At 68.3% G+C, this 18,662-nt stretch carries 7 protein-coding genes; 4 read left to right on the top strand and 3 right to left on the bottom strand.

From position 1 onward, the window contains the following. Window positions 1–34 precede the first annotated feature (34 nt). From JWN03_RS20700 to JWN03_RS20690, 3 genes are all read left to right on the top strand, one after another. A complete protein-coding gene (locus tag JWN03_RS20700) occupies window positions 35–13,708 on the top strand; it encodes a non-ribosomal peptide synthetase (protein ID WP_297617400.1) in 13,674 nt (4,557 codons plus the stop codon). Continuing rightward, a complete protein-coding gene (locus tag JWN03_RS20695; RefSeq protein WP_297617397.1) occupies window positions 13,705–14,697 on the top strand; it encodes an ATP-binding cassette domain-containing protein in 993 nt (330 codons plus the stop codon). The genes JWN03_RS20700 and JWN03_RS20695 overlap by 4 nt, the downstream gene beginning before the upstream one ends. 68 nt (window positions 14,698–14,765) lie before the next feature. Beyond that, window positions 14,766–15,560 carry an ABC transporter permease gene (locus tag JWN03_RS20690; protein WP_297617599.1) on the top strand — a complete coding sequence of 265 codons (795 nt, stop codon included), beginning with the start codon at window positions 14,766–14,768 and terminating at the stop codon, window positions 15,558–15,560. 76 nt (window positions 15,561–15,636) lie between these two features. On the opposite strand, the gene JWN03_RS20685 is transcribed toward JWN03_RS20690, so the two are convergent. Then, the gene (locus JWN03_RS20685; RefSeq protein WP_297617393.1) at window positions 15,637–15,972 is read right to left on the bottom strand and encodes an RNA polymerase-binding protein RbpA; all 336 of its coding nucleotides are present in this window, start codon (window positions 15,970–15,972) and stop codon (window positions 15,637–15,639) included. 330 nt (window positions 15,973–16,302) lie between these two features. Here JWN03_RS20685 and JWN03_RS20680 point away from each other — a divergent pair, with 330 nt between their 5' ends. Then, complete coding sequence (locus JWN03_RS20680; RefSeq protein WP_297617390.1) at window positions 16,303–16,629, top strand: hypothetical protein; 327 nt, start codon at window positions 16,303–16,305, stop codon at window positions 16,627–16,629. On the opposite strand, the gene JWN03_RS20675 is transcribed toward JWN03_RS20680, so the two are convergent. Both JWN03_RS20675 and JWN03_RS20670 read right to left on the bottom strand, forming a co-directional pair. Next, window positions 16,580–17,626, bottom strand: coding sequence for a hypothetical protein (locus tag JWN03_RS20675; RefSeq protein WP_297617387.1), 1,047 nt, complete (start codon window positions 17,624–17,626; stop codon window positions 16,580–16,582). The two genes, JWN03_RS20680 and JWN03_RS20675, sit on opposite strands and share 50 nt — an antisense overlap. A gap of 185 nt (window positions 17,627–17,811) precedes the next feature. Next, the gene (locus tag JWN03_RS20670) at window positions 17,812–18,492 is read right to left on the bottom strand and encodes a M23 family metallopeptidase (RefSeq protein ID WP_297617384.1); all 681 of its coding nucleotides are present in this window, start codon (window positions 18,490–18,492) and stop codon (window positions 17,812–17,814) included. Between the last annotated feature and the right edge of the window lie 170 nt (window positions 18,493–18,662).

Genomic DNA, 18,662 nt, shown 5'->3' with positions numbered 1-18,662 from the left:
GAGTTGCGTCTTACAGCGGCAGAAGGAGTGTTTGATGAGTTCATTGGCCACCGATCGTGTCGACCAATGTTCTTCGGGTGAATTCTCGGTTCAACCTTTCGCGCTGTCTCCCGCGCAATCGGCCCTCTGGTACGCGCAACGCATCCGGCCCGACATTCCGCTCACCATCGCCCAATACGTGGAGATCCACGGCGATCTGGATGTCGGCCGGCTGCTGTACGCCATCGAGCGGTTCGGCGCGGAGACCGAGGTCGGCCATGTGCGGCTGCTGGAGCTCGACGGGGTCCCGCACCAGGTGGTCGACCCCACCTGGCGGCCGGGCTGGGCGCGGATCGACCTGCGCGAGGAGCCGGATCCGCGCGCCGCGGCCCTGGCGTGGATGAACGACCACGCCAGCTCCGCCATCGATATCGAACACGATCCGCTGACCATCAATGTGGTGCTGCGGACCGGGGATTCGCACTACATCTGGTACACGCGCGGCCACCACATCGTCATCGACGGCTACGGCGCCATGAACGCGACCACCCGCACCGCCGAGATCTATTCGGCGCTCGAAAGTCATTCGGAGCCGGTGGTTTCCCGCGCTACGCCGCTCGCCACCATCTACGGCGACGAGAACCGCTACCGCGATACCAGCCGCTTCCGCAATGACGGCGACTACTGGCGCGAACAGCTCGAGGGCGTCAGCGAGCCGATCACCTTGTCCGCCAGCAGTGTTGGCGGCGGCGGTTCCGATGCGGGCCGCCGGTGCGCCACCGCCGTCCTCAGCGAGCAGGTCGAATCCGCCGTGCAGGATGCGGCAACCACCTTCGGCTCCAATACTTCCGCGCTCTTCGTGGCTGCCCTGGCCTGCTACGTGCGGTCGGTCTCCGGTAATCAGGATGTGGTGCTGAGCCTTCCGGTCTCGGCGCGTACCACGGTGGCGCTGCGCCGTTCGGCGGGCGTGGTGTCGAATGTGGTGCCCATCCGGGTGCGCTTCGAAGGTTCGGTCACCGTCGCGGACACCGTGCGCGCCGTCGAGCTGCAGATCACCGGTGCGCTGCGCCATCAGCGCTACCGCAGCGACGATATCCGCCGCGATTGCGGCTACTCCCGCGATGCCCGCGGGTTCTTCGGGCCCATGGTCAATCTCATGCTGTTCCACAGCGAATTGAAGTTCGGCAGCCTCGTCGGCTCGCTCAATGTGGTCTCCACCGGCCCCGTCGAAGACCTCTCCATCAATCTCTACAACGGTGGCGGCAACCGCATCCACATCGACTTCGAGGCCAACCCGCGCCTGTACGGCGATGCCGAATTGGCCATGCACCACGGTCGTTTCCTCGATTTCCTGGAGCGCTTCCTGCGCGCCGACCCGCAGACCGCCGTCGGCGATATGCCCGCCCTCACCGACCTCGAGCGCGAACGTGTACTGCACGAATGGAATTCGACCCAGGTCGCCCGTCAGGAGGGCACCCTGGCCGGGCTCTTCGCCGACCGGGCCGCCATGTGCCCGAGCCGGGTGGCCCTGGATTTCGAGGGTGAAACCCTCACCTACGCCGCCTTCGACGAGCGCGCCAATCGCCTTGCCCGCGAACTGATCGCCCGCGGCGCCGGACCGGACAAGGTGGTCGGCCTGGCCATCCGCCGTCACCTCGACCTGCTCATCGGCATGTACGCCGTGGTCAAGGCGGGTGCGGCCTATCTCCCCCTGGATCCCGATCACCCGATCGACCGCATCGAGCAGATCCTCGAGCAGGCGCATCCGGTGTGTGTGCTGACCGCCTCCCGCGACAAGCTCGAATTGCCCGCGCTGGCAACCAGATTCGATATCGATACCGCCGATCTGTCCGCTCGCGGCGGCCGCCCGATCACCGATGCCGACCGCATCGCCCCGCTGCGCGCCGACCACCTGGCCTATCTGCTGTTCACCTCCGGCTCCACCGGTAAGCCCAAGGGCGTCGGTGTCAGTCACGCCGCCATCGTCAACCGGTTGCGCTGGATGCAGCACGCCTACCCGCTCGACAGCACCGACGTCGTGCTGCAGAAGACCCCCGCCACCTTCGATGTCTCGGTGTGGGAGTTCTTCTGGCCGTTGCAGATCGGGGCACGCCTGCTCATCGCCGCCCCCGACGGGCATCGTGATCCGGGATACCTGGCCCGGATCATTGCCGGCAAGGGCGTCACCACGGCGCATTTCGTGCCGTCCATGCTGTCGGTCTTCCTCACCGATACCGATGTGGCCGGCTGCACCGGCCTGGCCCGGGTCTTCTGCAGTGGTGAGGCGCTGCCCGCCGCCACCGTCGCCGAATTCCATGCCGCACTCGGCACCGGTCCCGGCGCCCCGCAGCTGCATAATCTCTACGGTCCCACCGAGGCCGCCGTCGACGTCACCGCCTGGCACTGCACGCCCGGTGCGACGGAAGTGCCCATCGGCGCACCTGTTTGGAACACCCGCACCTATGTGCTGGACTCCCGCATGCAGCCGGTCGCGCCCGGCGTGGTGGGTGAGCTGTACCTGGCGGGCGTGCAGTTGGCTCGCGGTTACCTCGGCCGCCCCGCGCTGACCTCGGATCGTTTCGTGGCCAACCCCTTCACCCCCGGCACCCGCATGTACCGCACCGGTGACCTGGTGCGCTGGCGCGGTGGCCGGACCGGTGTACTGGAATACCTGGGCCGCAGCGACTTCCAGGTCAAGATCCGTGGCCTGCGCATCGAACTCGGCGAGATCGAGGCCGCCCTGCTGTCCGATAAGCGGGTCGCGCGTGCGGTCTGCGTGGCCCGGCGTGGCCGCGGCGGTGACGAACTCGCCGCGTATGCGGTGGCCGCTCCCGGTACGGGACTGCTCGATCCCGCCGAACTCACCGCCGGACTGCGCCGCGTACTGCCCAGTTACATGGTGCCGCCGGTCATCATGGTGCTCGACGAACTACCGCTCAGCGCCAACGGCAAGGTGGACCGCAAGGCGCTGCCCGATCCGGGTGTGGCCGCGCGCCGCCCCGCCCGCACCGCCGCCGCCCCGCGCACCGAGGTCGAACGGCAGATCACGGGCATCTTTGCCGAGATGCTCGGCACCGACGATGTCGGCGTCACCGACAATTTCTTCGACCTCGGCGGCAATTCGCTCACCGCTGCCCGGGCGATCGCGCGGGTGAATGCGGCCCTCGATGCGACCGTCACTATTCGCGACCTGTTCGAATACTCCACCGTCACCGCCCTGGCCGGTCGCCTCGACAGCCTGCAGGGGGAAACCGCCTCGCCGAAACTGACAGCGGGGCCGCGCCCCGACCACATTCCGCTGTCGCTGGCACAGCAGCGACTGTGGATCCTCAACCGCTTCGCCGAACATGCCGCCGCCTACAACATGCCGCTCGCGGTGGAACTTGTCGGGCCGCTGGACATTCCGGCGCTGCGGGCGGGTCTCGTCGATGTGCTGGAGCGGCACGAAAGCCTGCGCTCCACCTTCCCGGACACTCCGGAAGGGCCGTGCCAGGTGGTGCATCCGGCCGCGGAGATCCCGCTCACCCTCGACCCGATCGATGCCACCGAGGCCGATGTCCTCACCCTCGCCGGTGAATTCGCCGGATACGGTTTCGATCTGCGCAGCCAGGCCCCGGTCCGGGTGGCGCTGTACGAGACCGGACCCGACCGGTACGTCTTCCTGATGGTGCTGCACCACATCAGCGGCGACGGCTGGTCCATCGCCCCGCTGACCCGCGACATCATGGTCGCCGTCGCCGCGCGTGCCGAGGGCGCGGCACCCGCATGGACGCCATTGCCCGTGCAGTACGCGGATTTCGCGCTGTGGCAACGGGAACTGCTCGGCGACGAAGCCGATCCGGCGAGTGCGCTGTCGAAGCAGCTGGCGTACTGGCGGGCGGCCCTGGCCGATCTGCCCGATCAGCTGGATCTGCCCCTGGACCGCCCGCGCCCGCGGCAGCGGTCCACCGACGGCGGCCGGGTGGAATTCACCATTCCCGCCGATATCCGCCGCCGGCTCGCCGCCGTCGCGGCCGAGCGGGGCGTCAGCACCTTCATGGTGCTGCATGCCGCACTCGCGACAGTGCTTGCGCGCCTGTGCAATACGGTCGATATCGCCATCGGCACGCCCATCGCGGGCCGCAGCGATCCGGCGCTGGACGAGCTCGTCGGTATGTTCGTCAATACCCTCGTGCTGCGCACCCGTGTCGACCTGGCCGCCGGATTCGATCGCATGCTCGCCGAGGTCCGCGATACCGACCTCAATGCCTTCGCCAATGCCGACGTGCCGTTCGAACGCCTGGTGGAGGTGGTCAATCCGGAGCGTTCCGCCGCCCGGCACCCGCTGTTCCAGGTCATGCTGTCCTACGACAGCACCCCGGAACTGAGCATCCAGCTGCCCGGCGTGCTCGCCACCGTGCAGACCATGGACGTGGACATCGCGAAATTCGATCTGCAGCTGACGGTGCACGAACCGCTGGGCGTCGCGGCTGAAGCTGTGTCTCCTCGAGACATGCCGCTCACCGCCGAATTCGGTTATGCCGCAGATGTCTTCGATCACAGCACGGTGGAGGCCATCGCCCGCCGGTTCAGCGGGATACTGGCCGCCGCGGTCGCCGACCCGTCCATCCCGGTGGGTGACCTGCCGCTGCTGGATGCCCGGGAAACCGCCAAGCTGGTGCCCATCACCGGTTCTCCGGCCGAAGCGTCGAGCACTCTCGCGCGCCTGCTCACCGATACCGCCGAGCGCCTGCCCGATGCGGTGGCCGTGCGCTACCTCGGTCAGGACACCACCTACCGCGAACTCGACGAGCTCTCCAATCGCCTGGCGCGGGTACTGATCGAGCACGGCGCGGGGCCCGAGGTCGTGGTGGCCGTCGCGCTGCCGCGCAGCCTGGACTGCATTCTCGCGGTGTGGTCGGTGGCCAAGACCGGCGCGGCGTACGTGCCCATCGATCCGGACTATCCGGCCGATCGCATTGCGCATATGCTCGCCGATTCCGGCGCCATGCTCGGCCTCACCAGCCCGGACCGGCATGCCGAAATGCCGGACTGGCCGGGAAGTCGCGGGCGGCACCGCAAGACGTATGTGGACTGGCTGCTGATCGGCTCGCAGGAGTTGGCCGCCGAATGCGCGCAGTACCCGCTCACGCCCGTCACGAATGCGGACCGGCACTACCCGTTGCGTACCGCCGGGCCGGCGTACCTGATCTACACCTCGGGCTCCACCGGTCAGCCCAAGGCCGTTGTGGTCACCAATGCCGGTATCGCCTCGCTGGCACGGGAGCAGATGCATCTGTTCCGGGTCACCGATTCGGCACGCACCCTGCACTTCTCATCGCCGAGCTTCGATGCCTCGGTGCTCGAGCTGCTGCTCGGCTTCGCCTCCGGGGCCACCCTGGTGGTCGCGCCTGCCGGTATCTTCGGCGGCGCGGAGCTGGCCACCCTGCTGCGCGAGGAGCGGGTGACACACGCGTTTGTCACCCCCGCCGCGCTCGGGACCGTCCCGGCCGAGGGTCTGCCCGATCTGGAAGCGGTCATCGTCGGCGGCGAAGCCTGCCCCGAAGAATTGGTCCGGGTCTGGACCGATCCGCAGTCGCGGCCCGCGCGACTTCCCGTGCGCCGCATGCACAATATGTACGGCCCGTCGGAGGCGACGGTGGCCGCCACCGCCACCGGACCCATGATCGCGGGCCGGCCCGTGCCCATCGGCCTGCCGGTGCGCGGAATGCGATTGTTCGTGCTCGACGGCCGCCTGCACCCGGTGCCGCCGGGGGTCGCGGGTGAGCTCTACCTGTCCGGGCCGGGCTTGGCGCGCGGTTATCTCGGACGGCAGGGCCTGACGTCGCAAGCCTTCCCGGCCAATCCGCACGGCCGTCGTGGTGAGCGTATGTACCGCACCGGCGATCTGGTGGTCTCCGACGGTCTCGGGCAGCTGCGCTTCCTGGGCCGCGCCGACGATCAGATCAAGATTCGCGGCTTCCGTATCGAACTGCGCGAGATCGACCATGTGCTGCGCTCGTACGAGGGAATCACCTTCGCGCTCACCGTCGTCCACAATGACGAGCGCGGTATCGGCCGTCTGGTCTCGTATCTCACCGCCGAGACCGAGCTGGATATCGCCGCGGTGCTCGAGACCGCCCGGGGCCGGCTGCCCGGATACATGGTGCCCGCGGCGCTGACTGTGCTGGACGCCATGCCCGTCACCCCGTCCGGCAAGCTCGATCGCAAGGCGCTGCCCGCACCGGATTTCGCGGCCACCGCTCCGTCGCGCGCGCCGGAATCGGAGATGGAACAGCAGGTCGCGCAGGTGTTCGGCACCGTGCTCGGCGCCGAAGTACAAGGCGTGGAAGACAATTTCTTCGAGATCGGCGGCAATTCGCTGCTCGCCACCCGGCTCACCGCGGCCCTGCACACCGAATTCGGGGTCGAGCTCCCCGTGCGCGCCATCTTCGAGGCGCCGACCGTGGCGGGTGTGACTGTGCGCCTGCAGGAGGCGCCCCGGACGCAGCGGGCAGCGCTGGCTGTGCACACCCCGCGTCCGGAGCGCATTCCACTGTCGCTGCCGCAGCAGCGACTGTGGTTCCTGAATCGATATTCCCCCGAATCCAGTGCCTACAACATTGCATTCGTGCTGCGAATCGACGGCGATCCGGATGTGGCGGCCCTGCAGGCGGCGCTCGCGGACCTCGTCGAGCGGCACGAGGTGCTGCGCACCGTCTTCCCGGAGGACGAGCACGGCGCCCACCAGGCGCTGCTGGACACCGACCGCTGCCTGCCGGTGCTCGGGGCCATCGAGACCGACGATGTGGGCGCGCGCACCGCGCTGCGCTCGCTGGCCCGGCGCGGTTTCGATCTGGCCCACGAGATCCCGCTGCGAATCACCTTGCTGCGCACCGGGAAGCGACGGCACCTGCTCGGTATCGTGCTGCACCACATTGCCGCCGACGGCTGGTCGCTGGGCCCGCTGACCCGGGATCTGGCGCTCGCCTACAGCGCCCGGCACGGCGGCGTCGCGCCGAAATGGTCGCCACTTCCGGTGCAGTACGCGGACTTCAGCCTGTGGCAGCGCGAATGCCTCGGCCAGGAGAACGATCCGGAGAGCTCGGCCGCCACCCAGCTGGCCTACTGGCGCACCGCGCTGGCGGACCTGCCGGAGGAGATGCCGCTGCCCTACGATCGGCCGCGGCCCGTCGAGGCCACCCAGCGTTCCGGCGTGGTGCGCTTCGAGGTGCCGGAAGCCTTGCAGCGCCGCCTCGCCGACACCGCCCGCGCCAATGGCGTGAGCATGTTCATGGTGCTGCGCTCCACCCTCGCGGTACTGCTGCGAGTGGTGACCGGTGGCCGCGACATCGTCATCGGCACCCCGGTCGCCGGACGTACCGATACGCGTCTGGACGAGCTCGTCGGTATGTTCGTCAATACCCTGGTCCTGCGCTCGGATGTGGACCCGGACCGCAGCTTCGCCGAACTGCTGCAGGCCGACCGCGATACCGAGCTGGCGGCCATGGCCAATGCGGAGGTCCCGTTCGAACGCGTGGTGGAGGAACTCGGCAGTGGCGCCGGCGCCATGCGCCCGCTGCTGCAGGTCGCGCTCACCGTGCAGGACACCCCGCTGCCGGGGCTGCAACTGCCCGGACTCGCCCTGCAGGCCGAGGAACTCGATATCGCGCTCGCCAAGTTCGATCTCGAACTGCGGGTGCTGCCCAGCGACCGCGGCGGGGCCGATCAGCGGTCCTACGAATTCGTCTATGCCGCAGAACTGTTCGATCAGCAGACGGTGCAGGTGCTCGCCGAGCGCCTGGTGCGGGTCTTCGGCACCGTCACCGCCGATCCGCGGGTTCGCATTCGCTCTATCGACGCTCGCACCGACGCCGAACGCGAACTGCTCACCCCCGCCTGGGGACCGGCGCCGGAACCGCAGTGCAGTCTGGCGGCCTACTTCGCCGCCACCGCGCACCTGAATCCCGAGCGCGAATTCCTGCGCTTCGGCGATACGGCACTGACGTACCTGGAATCGGACGTCTACTCCAATCGCCTGGCACGGGCGCTCATTGCGCAGGGCATCGGCCCGGGTGACCGGGTCGCACTCGGACTCACCCGTTCGGCGGAGTCGGTGCTGTCGGTACTGGCCGTCGCCAAATCCGGGGCGGCCTTCGTCCCGGTCGACCCCAACTATCCGGCGGATCGGGTGCGGCACATGCTCACCGACTCCGGCTGCCGGGTCGGCGTCAGCATGACCGAGCACGCCGATCGGCTGCACGCGGCCGCCGGCGATCATCCCATCCAGTGGATGCTGCTCGACAATCCCGAGCTGATCGACGAATTGGAGGTGCTCGACGACAGTCCGATCACCGACGTGGATCGCACCACCACGCTCTGGACGGGTGACCTCTCCTACGTCATCTACACCTCCGGTTCCACCGGGCGACCCAAGGGTGTGGCCGTCACGCACGGCGGCCTCTCTAATTTCGCCGACGAGATTCGCGATCGCATGCGCGTGGAGCGGGATTCGCGCACCATGCACTTCTCCTCGCCGAGCTTCGACGCCGCCATCTTCGATCTGCTGCTGGCGGTCGGATCCGGCGCGACCATGGTCATCGTGCCCGCCGATATCTACGGCGGTGACGAACTGGCTGCGCTCATGGAGGCGGAGGAGATCAGCCACACCTTCATGACCCCGGCCGCACTGGCCACCATCGATCGTGATCGATGGGAGCTGCCGCAGCTGCGGGCGGTCATGGTGGGCGGCGAGGCCTGCGGTCCGGAACTGGTGGCGCGCTGGGCTCCCGGACGCCTGATGTTCAACGGCTACGGGCCCACCGAGACCACGGTGGTCGTCACCATCGCCGGACCCATGGAGCCCGGCGTGCCGGTCACCATCGGCGCCCTGGTGCGCGGCGCGCGTGCACTGGTACTCGACGAACGGCTGTGCCCGGTGCCCGTCGGTGTGCCCGGTGAGCTGTATGTCGGCGGCCAGGGCACCGCGCGCGGCTATATCGACCGATTCGACCTCACCTCAGCGCGATTCATCGCCGACCCGTACGGGCCGGAGGGTTCGCGCATGTACCGCACCGGTGATGTGGTGCGCTGGACCGGCGCGGGCGAACTCGTCTACCTCGGCCGCAGCGATCATCAGGTCAAGGTGCGCGGTTTCCGCATCGAACTCGGCGAGATCGACGCGGTGCTCACCTCGCACCCGGCAATCCGCTTCGCGCACACCGAAGTCCGCGATATCGCGGGCACCAGGCGGATCGTCTCCTATGTGCTCCCCGCGGGGCCTGCGGAGCTCGATCTGGAGCAGGTGCGGGTGCACTGCGCCGAACACCTGCCCGTGCACATGGTGCCGAGCAGTCTCACTCTGCTCGACCACATTCCGCTGACTCCCGTCGGTAAGCTCGATCGCGACGCACTGCCGCAACCCCAGGCCGCCGTCGCGCAGATCTCCCGCGATCCGGAGACCGATACCGAACTGCTGGTCGCCGAGGTCATGGGCGATCTGGTCGGCGCGCAGCAGTTGGGCGCCGACGACAGCTTCTTCGAGGTCGGCGGAAACTCGCTGCTCGCCACCCAATTGGTGGCCCGCCTGGCGACCGCTACCGGTGTCCGCCTCGAAGTGCGCGCCGTGTTCGCCGCGCCCACCGTGGCCGGACTCGCGGCACAGCTCGATGCCGGACCCGCCTCGTCGGATCTGCGACCCGAACCACGGCGCCGCACCCGTCCCCGGCAGATTCCGCTGTCCGCCGCACAACGGCGGCTGTGGTTCCTGGAGACCTTCAATGCCTCCGGCGACCACGGTGAAGCCATGGGCGCGTACAACATTCCGGTCGCGCTGCGCCTGCGGGGCGAACTGAATGTTGCGGCGCTGCGTGCCGCACTGCATGCGGTGCAACAGCGCCACGAAACGCTGCGCACCGTATTCCCCGAGGTCGACGGCGAGCCCTGCCAGCACGTGCTCGACGCGGCCGAAGCCGCAGTGGCACTGCCGGTCTGCACCGTTGCGGCCGCGGACGTCCCCGGCGAGATCCGGCGTATCTCCGCTGCCGGATTCGACCTCGCCACCACGGTGCCGCTGCGCGCCACTCTGCTGCGCCTGACCGGTGGCGATCGGGGCGAACCGGACGAACACGTCCTGGTACTGGTGGTACACCACATCGCCATGGACGGCTGGTCACTGCAGCCGCTCGCCGCCGATGTGGCCACCGCCTACAGCGCACACGCCGGCGGGCAGGAACCGGACTGGCCCGAACTGCCCATCCAGTACGCCGATTACACGCTGTGGCAGCAGGATGTGCTGGGTCGCGAAAGCGATTCGGATTCGGTCATCAGCCGTCAGCTCGACTACTGGCGCCGCGCCCTCGACGGCAGTCCGGAACTGCTCGCGGTACCCGCCGATCGGCCGCGGCCGCCGGTGCCCACCTACCGCGGCGGCACCGTCGACTGCACCCTCGATGCCTTCACCCACCGCGAATTACAGTCCCTGGCAGCCGAACACGGCGTCACCATGTTCATGGTGCTGCACGCCGCTCTCGTCGCCCTGCTGCACCGTCTCACCGCCGGTGACGACATCACCGTCGGCACACCCATTGCCGGGCGCGGGCATCCGGCGCTCGACCGGCTCGTCGGCATGTTCGTCGGCACCCTGGTGCTGCGCACCCAGCTCGACGGCGATGCCGCCTTCGGTGATCTGCTGCGTGCGGTCCGCGATACCGATCTGGAAGCTTTCGCACACGCCGACGTGCCGTTCGAACGGCTCGTCGAGGTGCTCAATCCCGCACGGACGCAGTCGCATCACCCGATGTTCCAGGTCATGCTCTCGGTGCAGAACCAGCCCGTCCAGGTCCTGGAACTGCCCGGACTGCGCATCGAAGCCGACGACGCCGATCCGGGCCTCGCCAAATTCGATCTGCAGTTCACGCTCACCGAATCCTGGACGCCGGGCCGTCAGCCCGACGGCATCACCGTCTCGGTGAACTATGCGGCGGACCTGTTCGACGAGCGCACGGCGCAGCGACTGGCAGACCGGTTCGTCCGGCTGCTCGGTGCCGCCGTCGCGAATCCCGCGACCGCCGTGGGCGATCTGGAACTGCTCGATTCCGGCGAGTGGTCGGCACTGGCACCGGTGCGCGGCGCCGAAGCCGGTCTGCCGATCACCTTCCCCGAGGTGTTCGAGGCCGCGGCCAACCTGAACCGCCAGGCCATCGCCGTGCGGGCGGCCGGCACCCAGATCTCCTACGATGCCCTCGACCGCTGGACCAACCGGCTGGCCCGCACGCTCATCAGCTACGGCGTCGGCCCGGAAACCCTGGTCGCCATGGGTATTCCGCGCTCGGCCGAATCCGTGGCCGTCACCCTGGCCATCGCCAAGGCCGGTGCGGCGTTCGTACCCGTCGATCCCAACTACCCGGAGCAGCGCATCAGCCATATGCTGCTGGACTCCGGCGCGGCAGTGGGCATCACCCTCGCCGCACATCGCGAGCGCATGCCCGACGGCGCGAATTGGACGGTGCTGGACGCGCCTTCGTTCCGGCGGCGGGTGCTGGCCGCCTCGGACGCACCCATCACCGACGACGAGCGCACCAGCCCACTGCGCATGGACAATCCGGCGTACGTGATCTACACCTCCGGCTCCACCGGCATCCCCAAGGGTGTGGTCGTCACGCACGGCGGCCTGTCCAACTTCGCCGCCGAAACCGCCAATCGCTTCGACGTCGGACCCGGCTGCCGGGTACTGCACTTCGCCACACCGAGCTTCGACGCCGCCATGCTCGACCTGCTGTTCGCGCTCGGTGGCGCGGCCACCCTGGTGATCAGTCCGCCCGGCGTGGTCGGTGGTGCGGAACTGGGTCAGGTGTTCATGCAGGAGGGCATCACCCACGCCTTCATCACCACCTCGGCGCTGGGCACGGTCGACCCGGCCGGTGTCACCTCGCTGCGGCACGTGCTCGTCGGCGGTGAGGCGCTGCCGCCGGACCTGGTGACTCGCTGGGCGCCGGGCCGCAAGCTCTACAACGTGTACGGGCCGACTGAAACCACCATCGTGACGGTGATGTCGCAGCCCCTGAACCCGGACGGCCACATCACCATCGGCGGACCCATCCGTGGTGTGCACGCCACCGTGCTTGATGGCCGCTTGCATCCGGTCCCCGCCGGGGTCACCGGTGAACTGCAATTGTCCGGCACCGCACTGGCACGCGGCTACCTGCGGCGGCCCGGGCTCACCGCACAGCGGTTTGTCGCCAACCCGTTCGGCAAGCCCGGCGAGCGTATGTACCGCACCGGCGATCTGGTGCGCTGGATCGAACGCAGTGGCCGCGTGCAGGATCTGGAGTACCTGGGCCGCACCGACCACCAGGTCAAGATTCGCGGCTTCCGCATCGAGCTCGGTGAGATCGACGCGGCGCTGGCCCGGCATCCGGAGGTGGAGTTCGCCACCACCATCGGCCACCGCACCCAGGCCGGCGCGACCGCGCTGGTGGCCTATGTGAAGCCGCGCAACGGCACCGCGCCCTCGGTGGACGCGCTGACCGCGCACGTGGCGGAGCTGGTACCCAATTACATGGTCCCGCAGTCGATCATGCTGCTGGACCGGGTGCCGCTCTCACCGGTCGGCAAGCTCGACCGTGATGCCCTGCCCGAACCGGTCTTCGCGGCCCGCGAGGGCTACCGGGCGCCCGGCACCCCGACCGAAGCAGCGCTGTGCGCCGCGTTCGCCGAGGTGCTCGGTGTCGAGCAGGTCGGCGTGGACGACGGCTTCTTCGAACTGGGCGGTAATTCGCTGCTGGCCACCAAGGTGGTCTCGCAGCTGCGGGCGGCGGGTGTCGACCTGCCGGTGCAGGCCATGTTCGGTGAGTCCACCCCCGCCGCCATCGCGCGCCGCCTCGCGGACGCCGATGGTGACGCGGGCGCCGCTCTGGCCGTCGCACTGCAACCGGTACTGCCGCTGCGGCCGATCACCGAAGCCGGTGTGCCACCGCTGTTCTGCGTGCACCCGGCCATCGGCCTGGCGTGGTGCTTCGCCGGACTGCTCGCCCACCTGCCGGCCGACCGGCCCGTCTACGGTCTGCAGGCGCCGCACGTCAGCGGCGACAACGATCACAGCACCATCGGCGACGCCGCGAAAAACTATGTGGCGCATATGAAATCGGTGCAACCGCACGGTCCCTACCACCTGCTCGGCTGGTCGCTGGGCGGTTTGCTCGCCCACGAGATCGCGGTGCAGCTGCAGGAGGCCGGGGAGGAGGTCGCGCTGCTCGCGCTCATGGACAGCTACCAGCTGTCGGATCAGTGGCTCGAGGAGGCGGTGCCCAGCGTCGCCGACATCATCGGCGAATTCGGCAGCGACCTGCTCGGCGGCACCACCGATGTGGATCCGCGCATGAGCCTGCAGGAGGCGGCGGAATTCCTGCGCAACCGGCCGGGACCGTTCGCGGCCCTGACCGTCGACCATCTGGAACGGCTCTACACCGGCTATGCCAATGGTGCCTTGCTCGCGCACAATTTCGACCCCCGCGTCTTCATCGGCGATCTGCTCTTCTTCACCGCCGCCGACGACGAGATCAACCGGGCCGATCCGGACCGCTGCGCCGCGGCCTGGGACCCGCACATCACCGGCGTCGTGCGCGACCAACTCGTGCGCTGCCGCCACTCGGGCATGACCACGCCCGAATCCCTCGCAGTGATCGGACCCGTGCTGCGGGATCACCTGTCCGCCAACGTTTCACGCACCCAGCGGGAGGAAAGCCGATGAGCCTCGCGGTAGAAGTGGACGGCCTGGTCAAGTACTACGGCAAGGTACGGGTACTGGACGGGGTGGATCTGGAAATCCCGTCCGGCACCGTCATGGGCCTGCTCGGGCCCAATGGCGCCGGGAAGACCACCACCGTCCGGATCGTCACCACCCTGCTGGCCCCGAGCTCGGGGACCGTGCGGGTGGCGGGCGTCGACGTACTGAAGGATCCGGCCCGCGCCCGGACCCGGCTCGGCCTGTCCGGGCAGTACGCGGCGGTCGATGCCAATCTGACCGGCTTCGAGAACCTGCGCATGGTGGCGAGGCTGTACGGCATGAGCCACCGCAAGTCCGCTGAACGCGCCGCCGAACTGCTCGCCGCCCTCGGGCTCGAACATGCGGCGGGGCGGCAGGCGGGCACCTACTCCGGCGGTATGTCCCGCCGGCTCGACCTCGCCGGGGCACTGGTGTGCCGGCCGCCGGTGGTGGTGCTCGACGAACCGACCACCGGTCTCGATCCGCGCGGGCGCATCGATATGTGGCGTGTCATCGGCGAATTGGTGGACGATGGCACCACGGTGCTGCTCACCACCCAGTACCTGGAGGAAGCGGACCTGCTCGCCGATCGCATCACGGTCATCGACCGTGGGCGGGTCATTGCCCGCGGGTCGGCCGACGAGCTCAAGACCTCCATCGGCGGTGACAAACTCACTGTCACCCTCGCCGCCGGTCAGGATCCCAAGCCCGCCAAGCAGATTCTGGCCCAGGTCGGCATCGGCGAACCCAGTGCGGACGCGGACGCCGATCAGGTGACCGTTGTGGTGGGCGACGGCACCCGCACCATGGTCGAAGCACTGCGCCGCCTCGACGACGCCGGCGTCTGCGTCGTCGACGCCGCCGTGCACCGGCCCAGCCTCGACGACGTATTCCTTTCTCTCACCGGCAAATCCGCGGATCGCAAAGCAGCGGCCCGCCGCACCGACACCGTGCAAGAGGAGATCCTCTCGTGACCACCACCGCCCCCGAGACCGCCGAGGCGCAGGACAGACAGCGCGAACCCGGCGGCGCCTCGCCCGTCCTGCTGCCCAGGGCCATTCGGGACAGCGCCATCGTCGCCTACCGCAATCTGCTGACCATCCTGCGTGTGCCGACCCTGTTGGTGACCGCCACCATCCAGCCGCTCATGTTCGTGTTCCTGTTCGCCTACATCTTCGGGGCGTCCCTGGGCGGCGGTCAGTACCGGGAATTCCTGCTTGCCGGAATCTTCACGCAGACAGTGGCTTTCAATGCGGCCTTCACCACCGTCGGCCTGGCCAATGACCTGCACAAGGGCATTATCGACCGCATGCGCACGCTGCCCATGTCGCGGCTGGCGGTGCTCATGGGCCGCACGCTGTCGGATCTGGTGGTCAATATTCTCGCGCTCGCCGTCATGGTCGGCTGCGGGTACGCGGTCGGCTGGCGCATCAATGGCGGAATCATCGACGCGATCATGGCCTTCGCGGTAATCCTGCTGTTCGCCTTCGCCATGTCCTGGATCGGCGCGCTGACCGGGCTGCTGTCACCGAGCGTCGAGGTGGCGCAGAGCGCGGGCCTGATCTGGCTGTTCCCGGTGACCTTCATTTCCTCGGCGTTCATCTCGGGGGAGACGCTGCCGGGGCCGCTGCGGACCGTCGCGGCCTGGAATCCCATTACGGCCGTGTCGGCGGCCGGGCGCAAGCTCTTCGCCAATGGTTCCCCGCCCGGGTTCACCCCGGCCGTGGGCTGGCCCGCCGATCACTGCATCGAGTACTCGGTGCTGTGCTCGCTCGCGATTCTCGCGGTCGCGGTACCGCTGTCGCTGCTGCGCTACCGCAAGGTCGCCAGCCACTAAGCCGTCGAAACAGGTCGGCACAACGAAACGAGCCCCGCTCCCGGTAGGGAAGGGGCTCGTTTCGTTGTGCCGGCGATTACGCCCGGCGACGGCTCTTGATCAGATCCATCCGCTCCTGCAGGAGCTCCTCGAGCTCCTCCTTGCTGCGACGCTCCAGCAGCATGTCCCAGTGCGTACGCGGCGGCTTCACCTTCTTGGGCTCCTGTGTGGTGCCCTCGAGCAGGATGCCCTCCTGGCCGTTGCGGCACAGCCAGGTCGGGGGGATCTCGGCGTCGTCGGCGAAGGGAACATCGAATTCCTCGCCATTGTCCGTCCGGTACTTCGCCATCCGACGGGGAGCCAGGTCGTGGTCGCGGTCGGTCTCGTAGCTCACCGCTCCGAGCCGACTGCCACGGAGTACGCGATCTGCCATGAGTGCGGTCCCTTCTCGCCTATCGGCAACGTCTTGACTTCAGTTCAACGCTTCTACCTACTGAACGTAAAAGCGCAGGCTTCCGTTCCCGTGGGGAGAACCCAGCCATTCTACTCTGTGTCTAATTTGCCTCCGCTTCGCTCCGGCGGTTCGGGGCCCTCGTAACCCGGTTCTTCCCTCCTCCGCTCCTCCAAGGCGCAGGTCTATGGAGCCGTTCGCTCCCCCGCTCCGTCAGTCCAGAACCGGGCGGGCCCCGAACACCAGGGTTGTGCGACCTTTTCGGCGTGCCACTTGCACGCAGCACCCCGGTCGTCGCTAATGTCTCCGGTCATGTCGCGCCGCCTGACGCCGCCCTGCCAATGGTGTGGCAGAGAGATCGCCGATTCCGAGGTCGGGCGCCGTCGGCGCTACTGTCGGCAGTCCTGCCGGCAGCGGGCCTACGAGCATCGAAACAGTGTGAAGGGCACCGGTATTCCGGAGGACTCGGTGGTGCTGACGGTCCAGGAGGTGTCGGACCTGTCCGATCGCTGGTTCGCGGCCCGTTGTGCGGCAGAGGATGTCGCCACCGCCGTCGCCGAGGGTGCGGATTCCATCGAACTGTCCGAACTCACTGCGATATTGGTGAAGTTGACGCGGGACGCGGAGCGGTTGCGCTGACGATCGGTTGCGTAGCGGGCGTGTCGAGCACCGATTCGCTCGAGGCGCGGCGGCGTACCGCGTAGACGAGACCGATGCCAGCGGCGGTCACCACGGCGACGAGGCCGAATCCGGTGAGGGTGGCGGAATCGGGATGGGTGAGCGGTTGTCCGCGGTGCGCCTGCCAGGCCAGTACGCCGACCAGTCCGGCATAGCCCAGCGCCAGTACCCGGATCAGGTCGGCGCGAGCCCGTTCGCCGCGCAGCCACGGCACGCGCGGTCCGAACCGGTTGAGCAGCAGTGCGGCCAGGATCAGCACCTGAATGGCGTGTAATCCGACGAAGTGCGGGATACGCAGGTCACCGCCCACGGTGCTCCAGTGCGTGATCGGCATGCCGCCCCCATCGTCGTGCACCTGTCCGGTCGTCACGGTGTGACTGGCGCGCAGGGAGACCGGATTGCCGTAGGCGTCGGTGGTCTGCTGTGGCGCGCCGCCGCCCGCGAAAATCATCAGCGCCATGGCCGCCGCCGCGATCCCCAGCCCGGCATTGATGGCGCGGCCGGTGGGCCGGTCGGTCACCCGCTGCCACGTAAGGGTCAGGGCGATAATGAGATTCGCGAAGAACAAGGCCGGTATCCCGGCGTCGAAGACGATCTGTCCGATGCTGTTGACCGCGTCGGTCTGCGAGTTGAAATGGCTGAAGGTGCCGCGCGCGGCCTGTACGGCGATGAATCCGACATCCGCCACACCGGCGATGGCGAAGACGGTGCCCATCCACCAGGTCAGCCGTTGCCCCCGGTGCGGGAAGGACAGCAGCCAGGCGAGCGTGCCGGTGTAGAGGGTGAAGGCGACGGCGAACTTGAGCGGTTTGAGCCAGACCGATTCGTGCAGCAGCGTGCGATCGTCGAACAGCATGGCGCACAACGAGAATACGGCCAGCGTGATCATGACGGCGGAGGTGGCGAGCAGGGGGCGATGCAGCCGTCGAAGGGCGGGAGCGAGGGCAGCGGTGGTCATATCTCGACGCTATGGTCGCCGTTCATGCGGCCACGTCCCCCGAAGGTGTGGTTCGCACGTAGTACCCGGGTACTAGAACAGCCCCGCCCGGAGTGCTCCGGGCGGGGCTGTCAGCGGCCCGGTTTCAGGCGGCCGCAGCGGTAACCCCTCATCGATAACCGTTGCGGCGCCTGACCTTCGGTGTGTCAGTCGGCCTGGCCGACATCCATGCCGCGCCCAGCCAGCCACGGCAGCGGGTCGATGGCCGCGCCCGGGGCGGTGTGCACCTCGTAGTGCAGGTGCGGTCCGGTGGAGTAGCCGCGGTTTCCCACGGTGGCGATCTCGTCGCCCGCGCGCAGCTGCTGGCCCGGCTGCACCAGGATGTCCTGCATATGGCCGTAGACGCCGATGGTGCCGTCGTCCTGCTGCACGCGCACCCACAGGCCGAAGCCGGAGGCAGGACCGGCCTCGATGACGGTGCCGTCGGTGACGGCGCGAATCGGCGTGCCGAAGCCCTCGCCGAAGTCGATGCCGGCGTGCATGGCGCCCCAGCGGACGCCGAAGCCGGAGGTCAGCGGGCCGCCCACCGGGCGAACGGTCTTCGGGCGGGCCTGCTCGATGCCCAGATTCTTCAGGAAGTCGACAACCTCCGGCGGTACGAACTGCGGCATCTGCGCTTCGCGCGGGGTGAAGGCGGTGAATTCCACATTGTGGGTGGCGGCGACATTCTCGGCGACCGTGCGGGTCTCGGCGTCGGCATGCGGATCGGCGGCGGCGAGCACGCTCAGCGAGGCGCCGACGACTGCGGTAACGGCTACTGCGCGAGTTGCCGCCGCTCGGTACCGGCGGGCCTGACGGCTTCTGGATAACGGAACGGTTACGGGCATGGACTGAACGTACGGGAGGTTATAACCAGTCGAGAAACCGTGTAATCGCCGTCACGTCGGCACAAAAGCGCAGTTGGCAGGTTACGGACAGGTAACGACACGCGGGTAATTTCGGTATGACCTCGGGGATGGCCGGATCGGCGTGTATTGACATGATCATCGGCGGTGGA

It is taken from the genome of Nocardia sp. (assembly GCF_025465275.1).
Classification (GTDB): domain Bacteria; phylum Actinomycetota; class Actinomycetes; order Mycobacteriales; family Mycobacteriaceae; genus Nocardia.
This window is presented reverse-complemented; position numbering and strand designations above follow the sequence as displayed.

Bases quoted from the DNA above. Each gene is read 5' to 3' on its own strand.
- JWN03_RS20700 (WP_297617400.1), top strand. From the start codon at position 35: ATGAGTTCATTGGCCACCGATCGTGTCGACCAATGTTCTTCGGGTGAA.
- JWN03_RS20695 (WP_297617397.1), top strand. From the start codon at position 13,705: ATGAGCCTCGCGGTAGAAGTGGACGGCCTGGTCAAGTACTACGGCAAG.
- JWN03_RS20685 (WP_297617393.1), bottom strand. From the start codon at position 15,972: ATGGCAGATCGCGTACTCCGTGGCAGTCGGCTCGGAGCGGTGAGCTAC.
- JWN03_RS20670 (WP_297617384.1), bottom strand. From the start codon at position 18,492: ATGCCCGTAACCGTTCCGTTATCCAGAAGCCGTCAGGCCCGCCGGTAC.
- JWN03_RS20680 (WP_297617390.1), top strand. From the start codon at position 16,303: ATGTCGCGCCGCCTGACGCCGCCCTGCCAATGGTGTGGCAGAGAGATC.
- JWN03_RS20675 (WP_297617387.1), bottom strand. From the start codon at position 17,626: ATGACCACCGCTGCCCTCGCTCCCGCCCTTCGACGGCTGCATCGCCCC.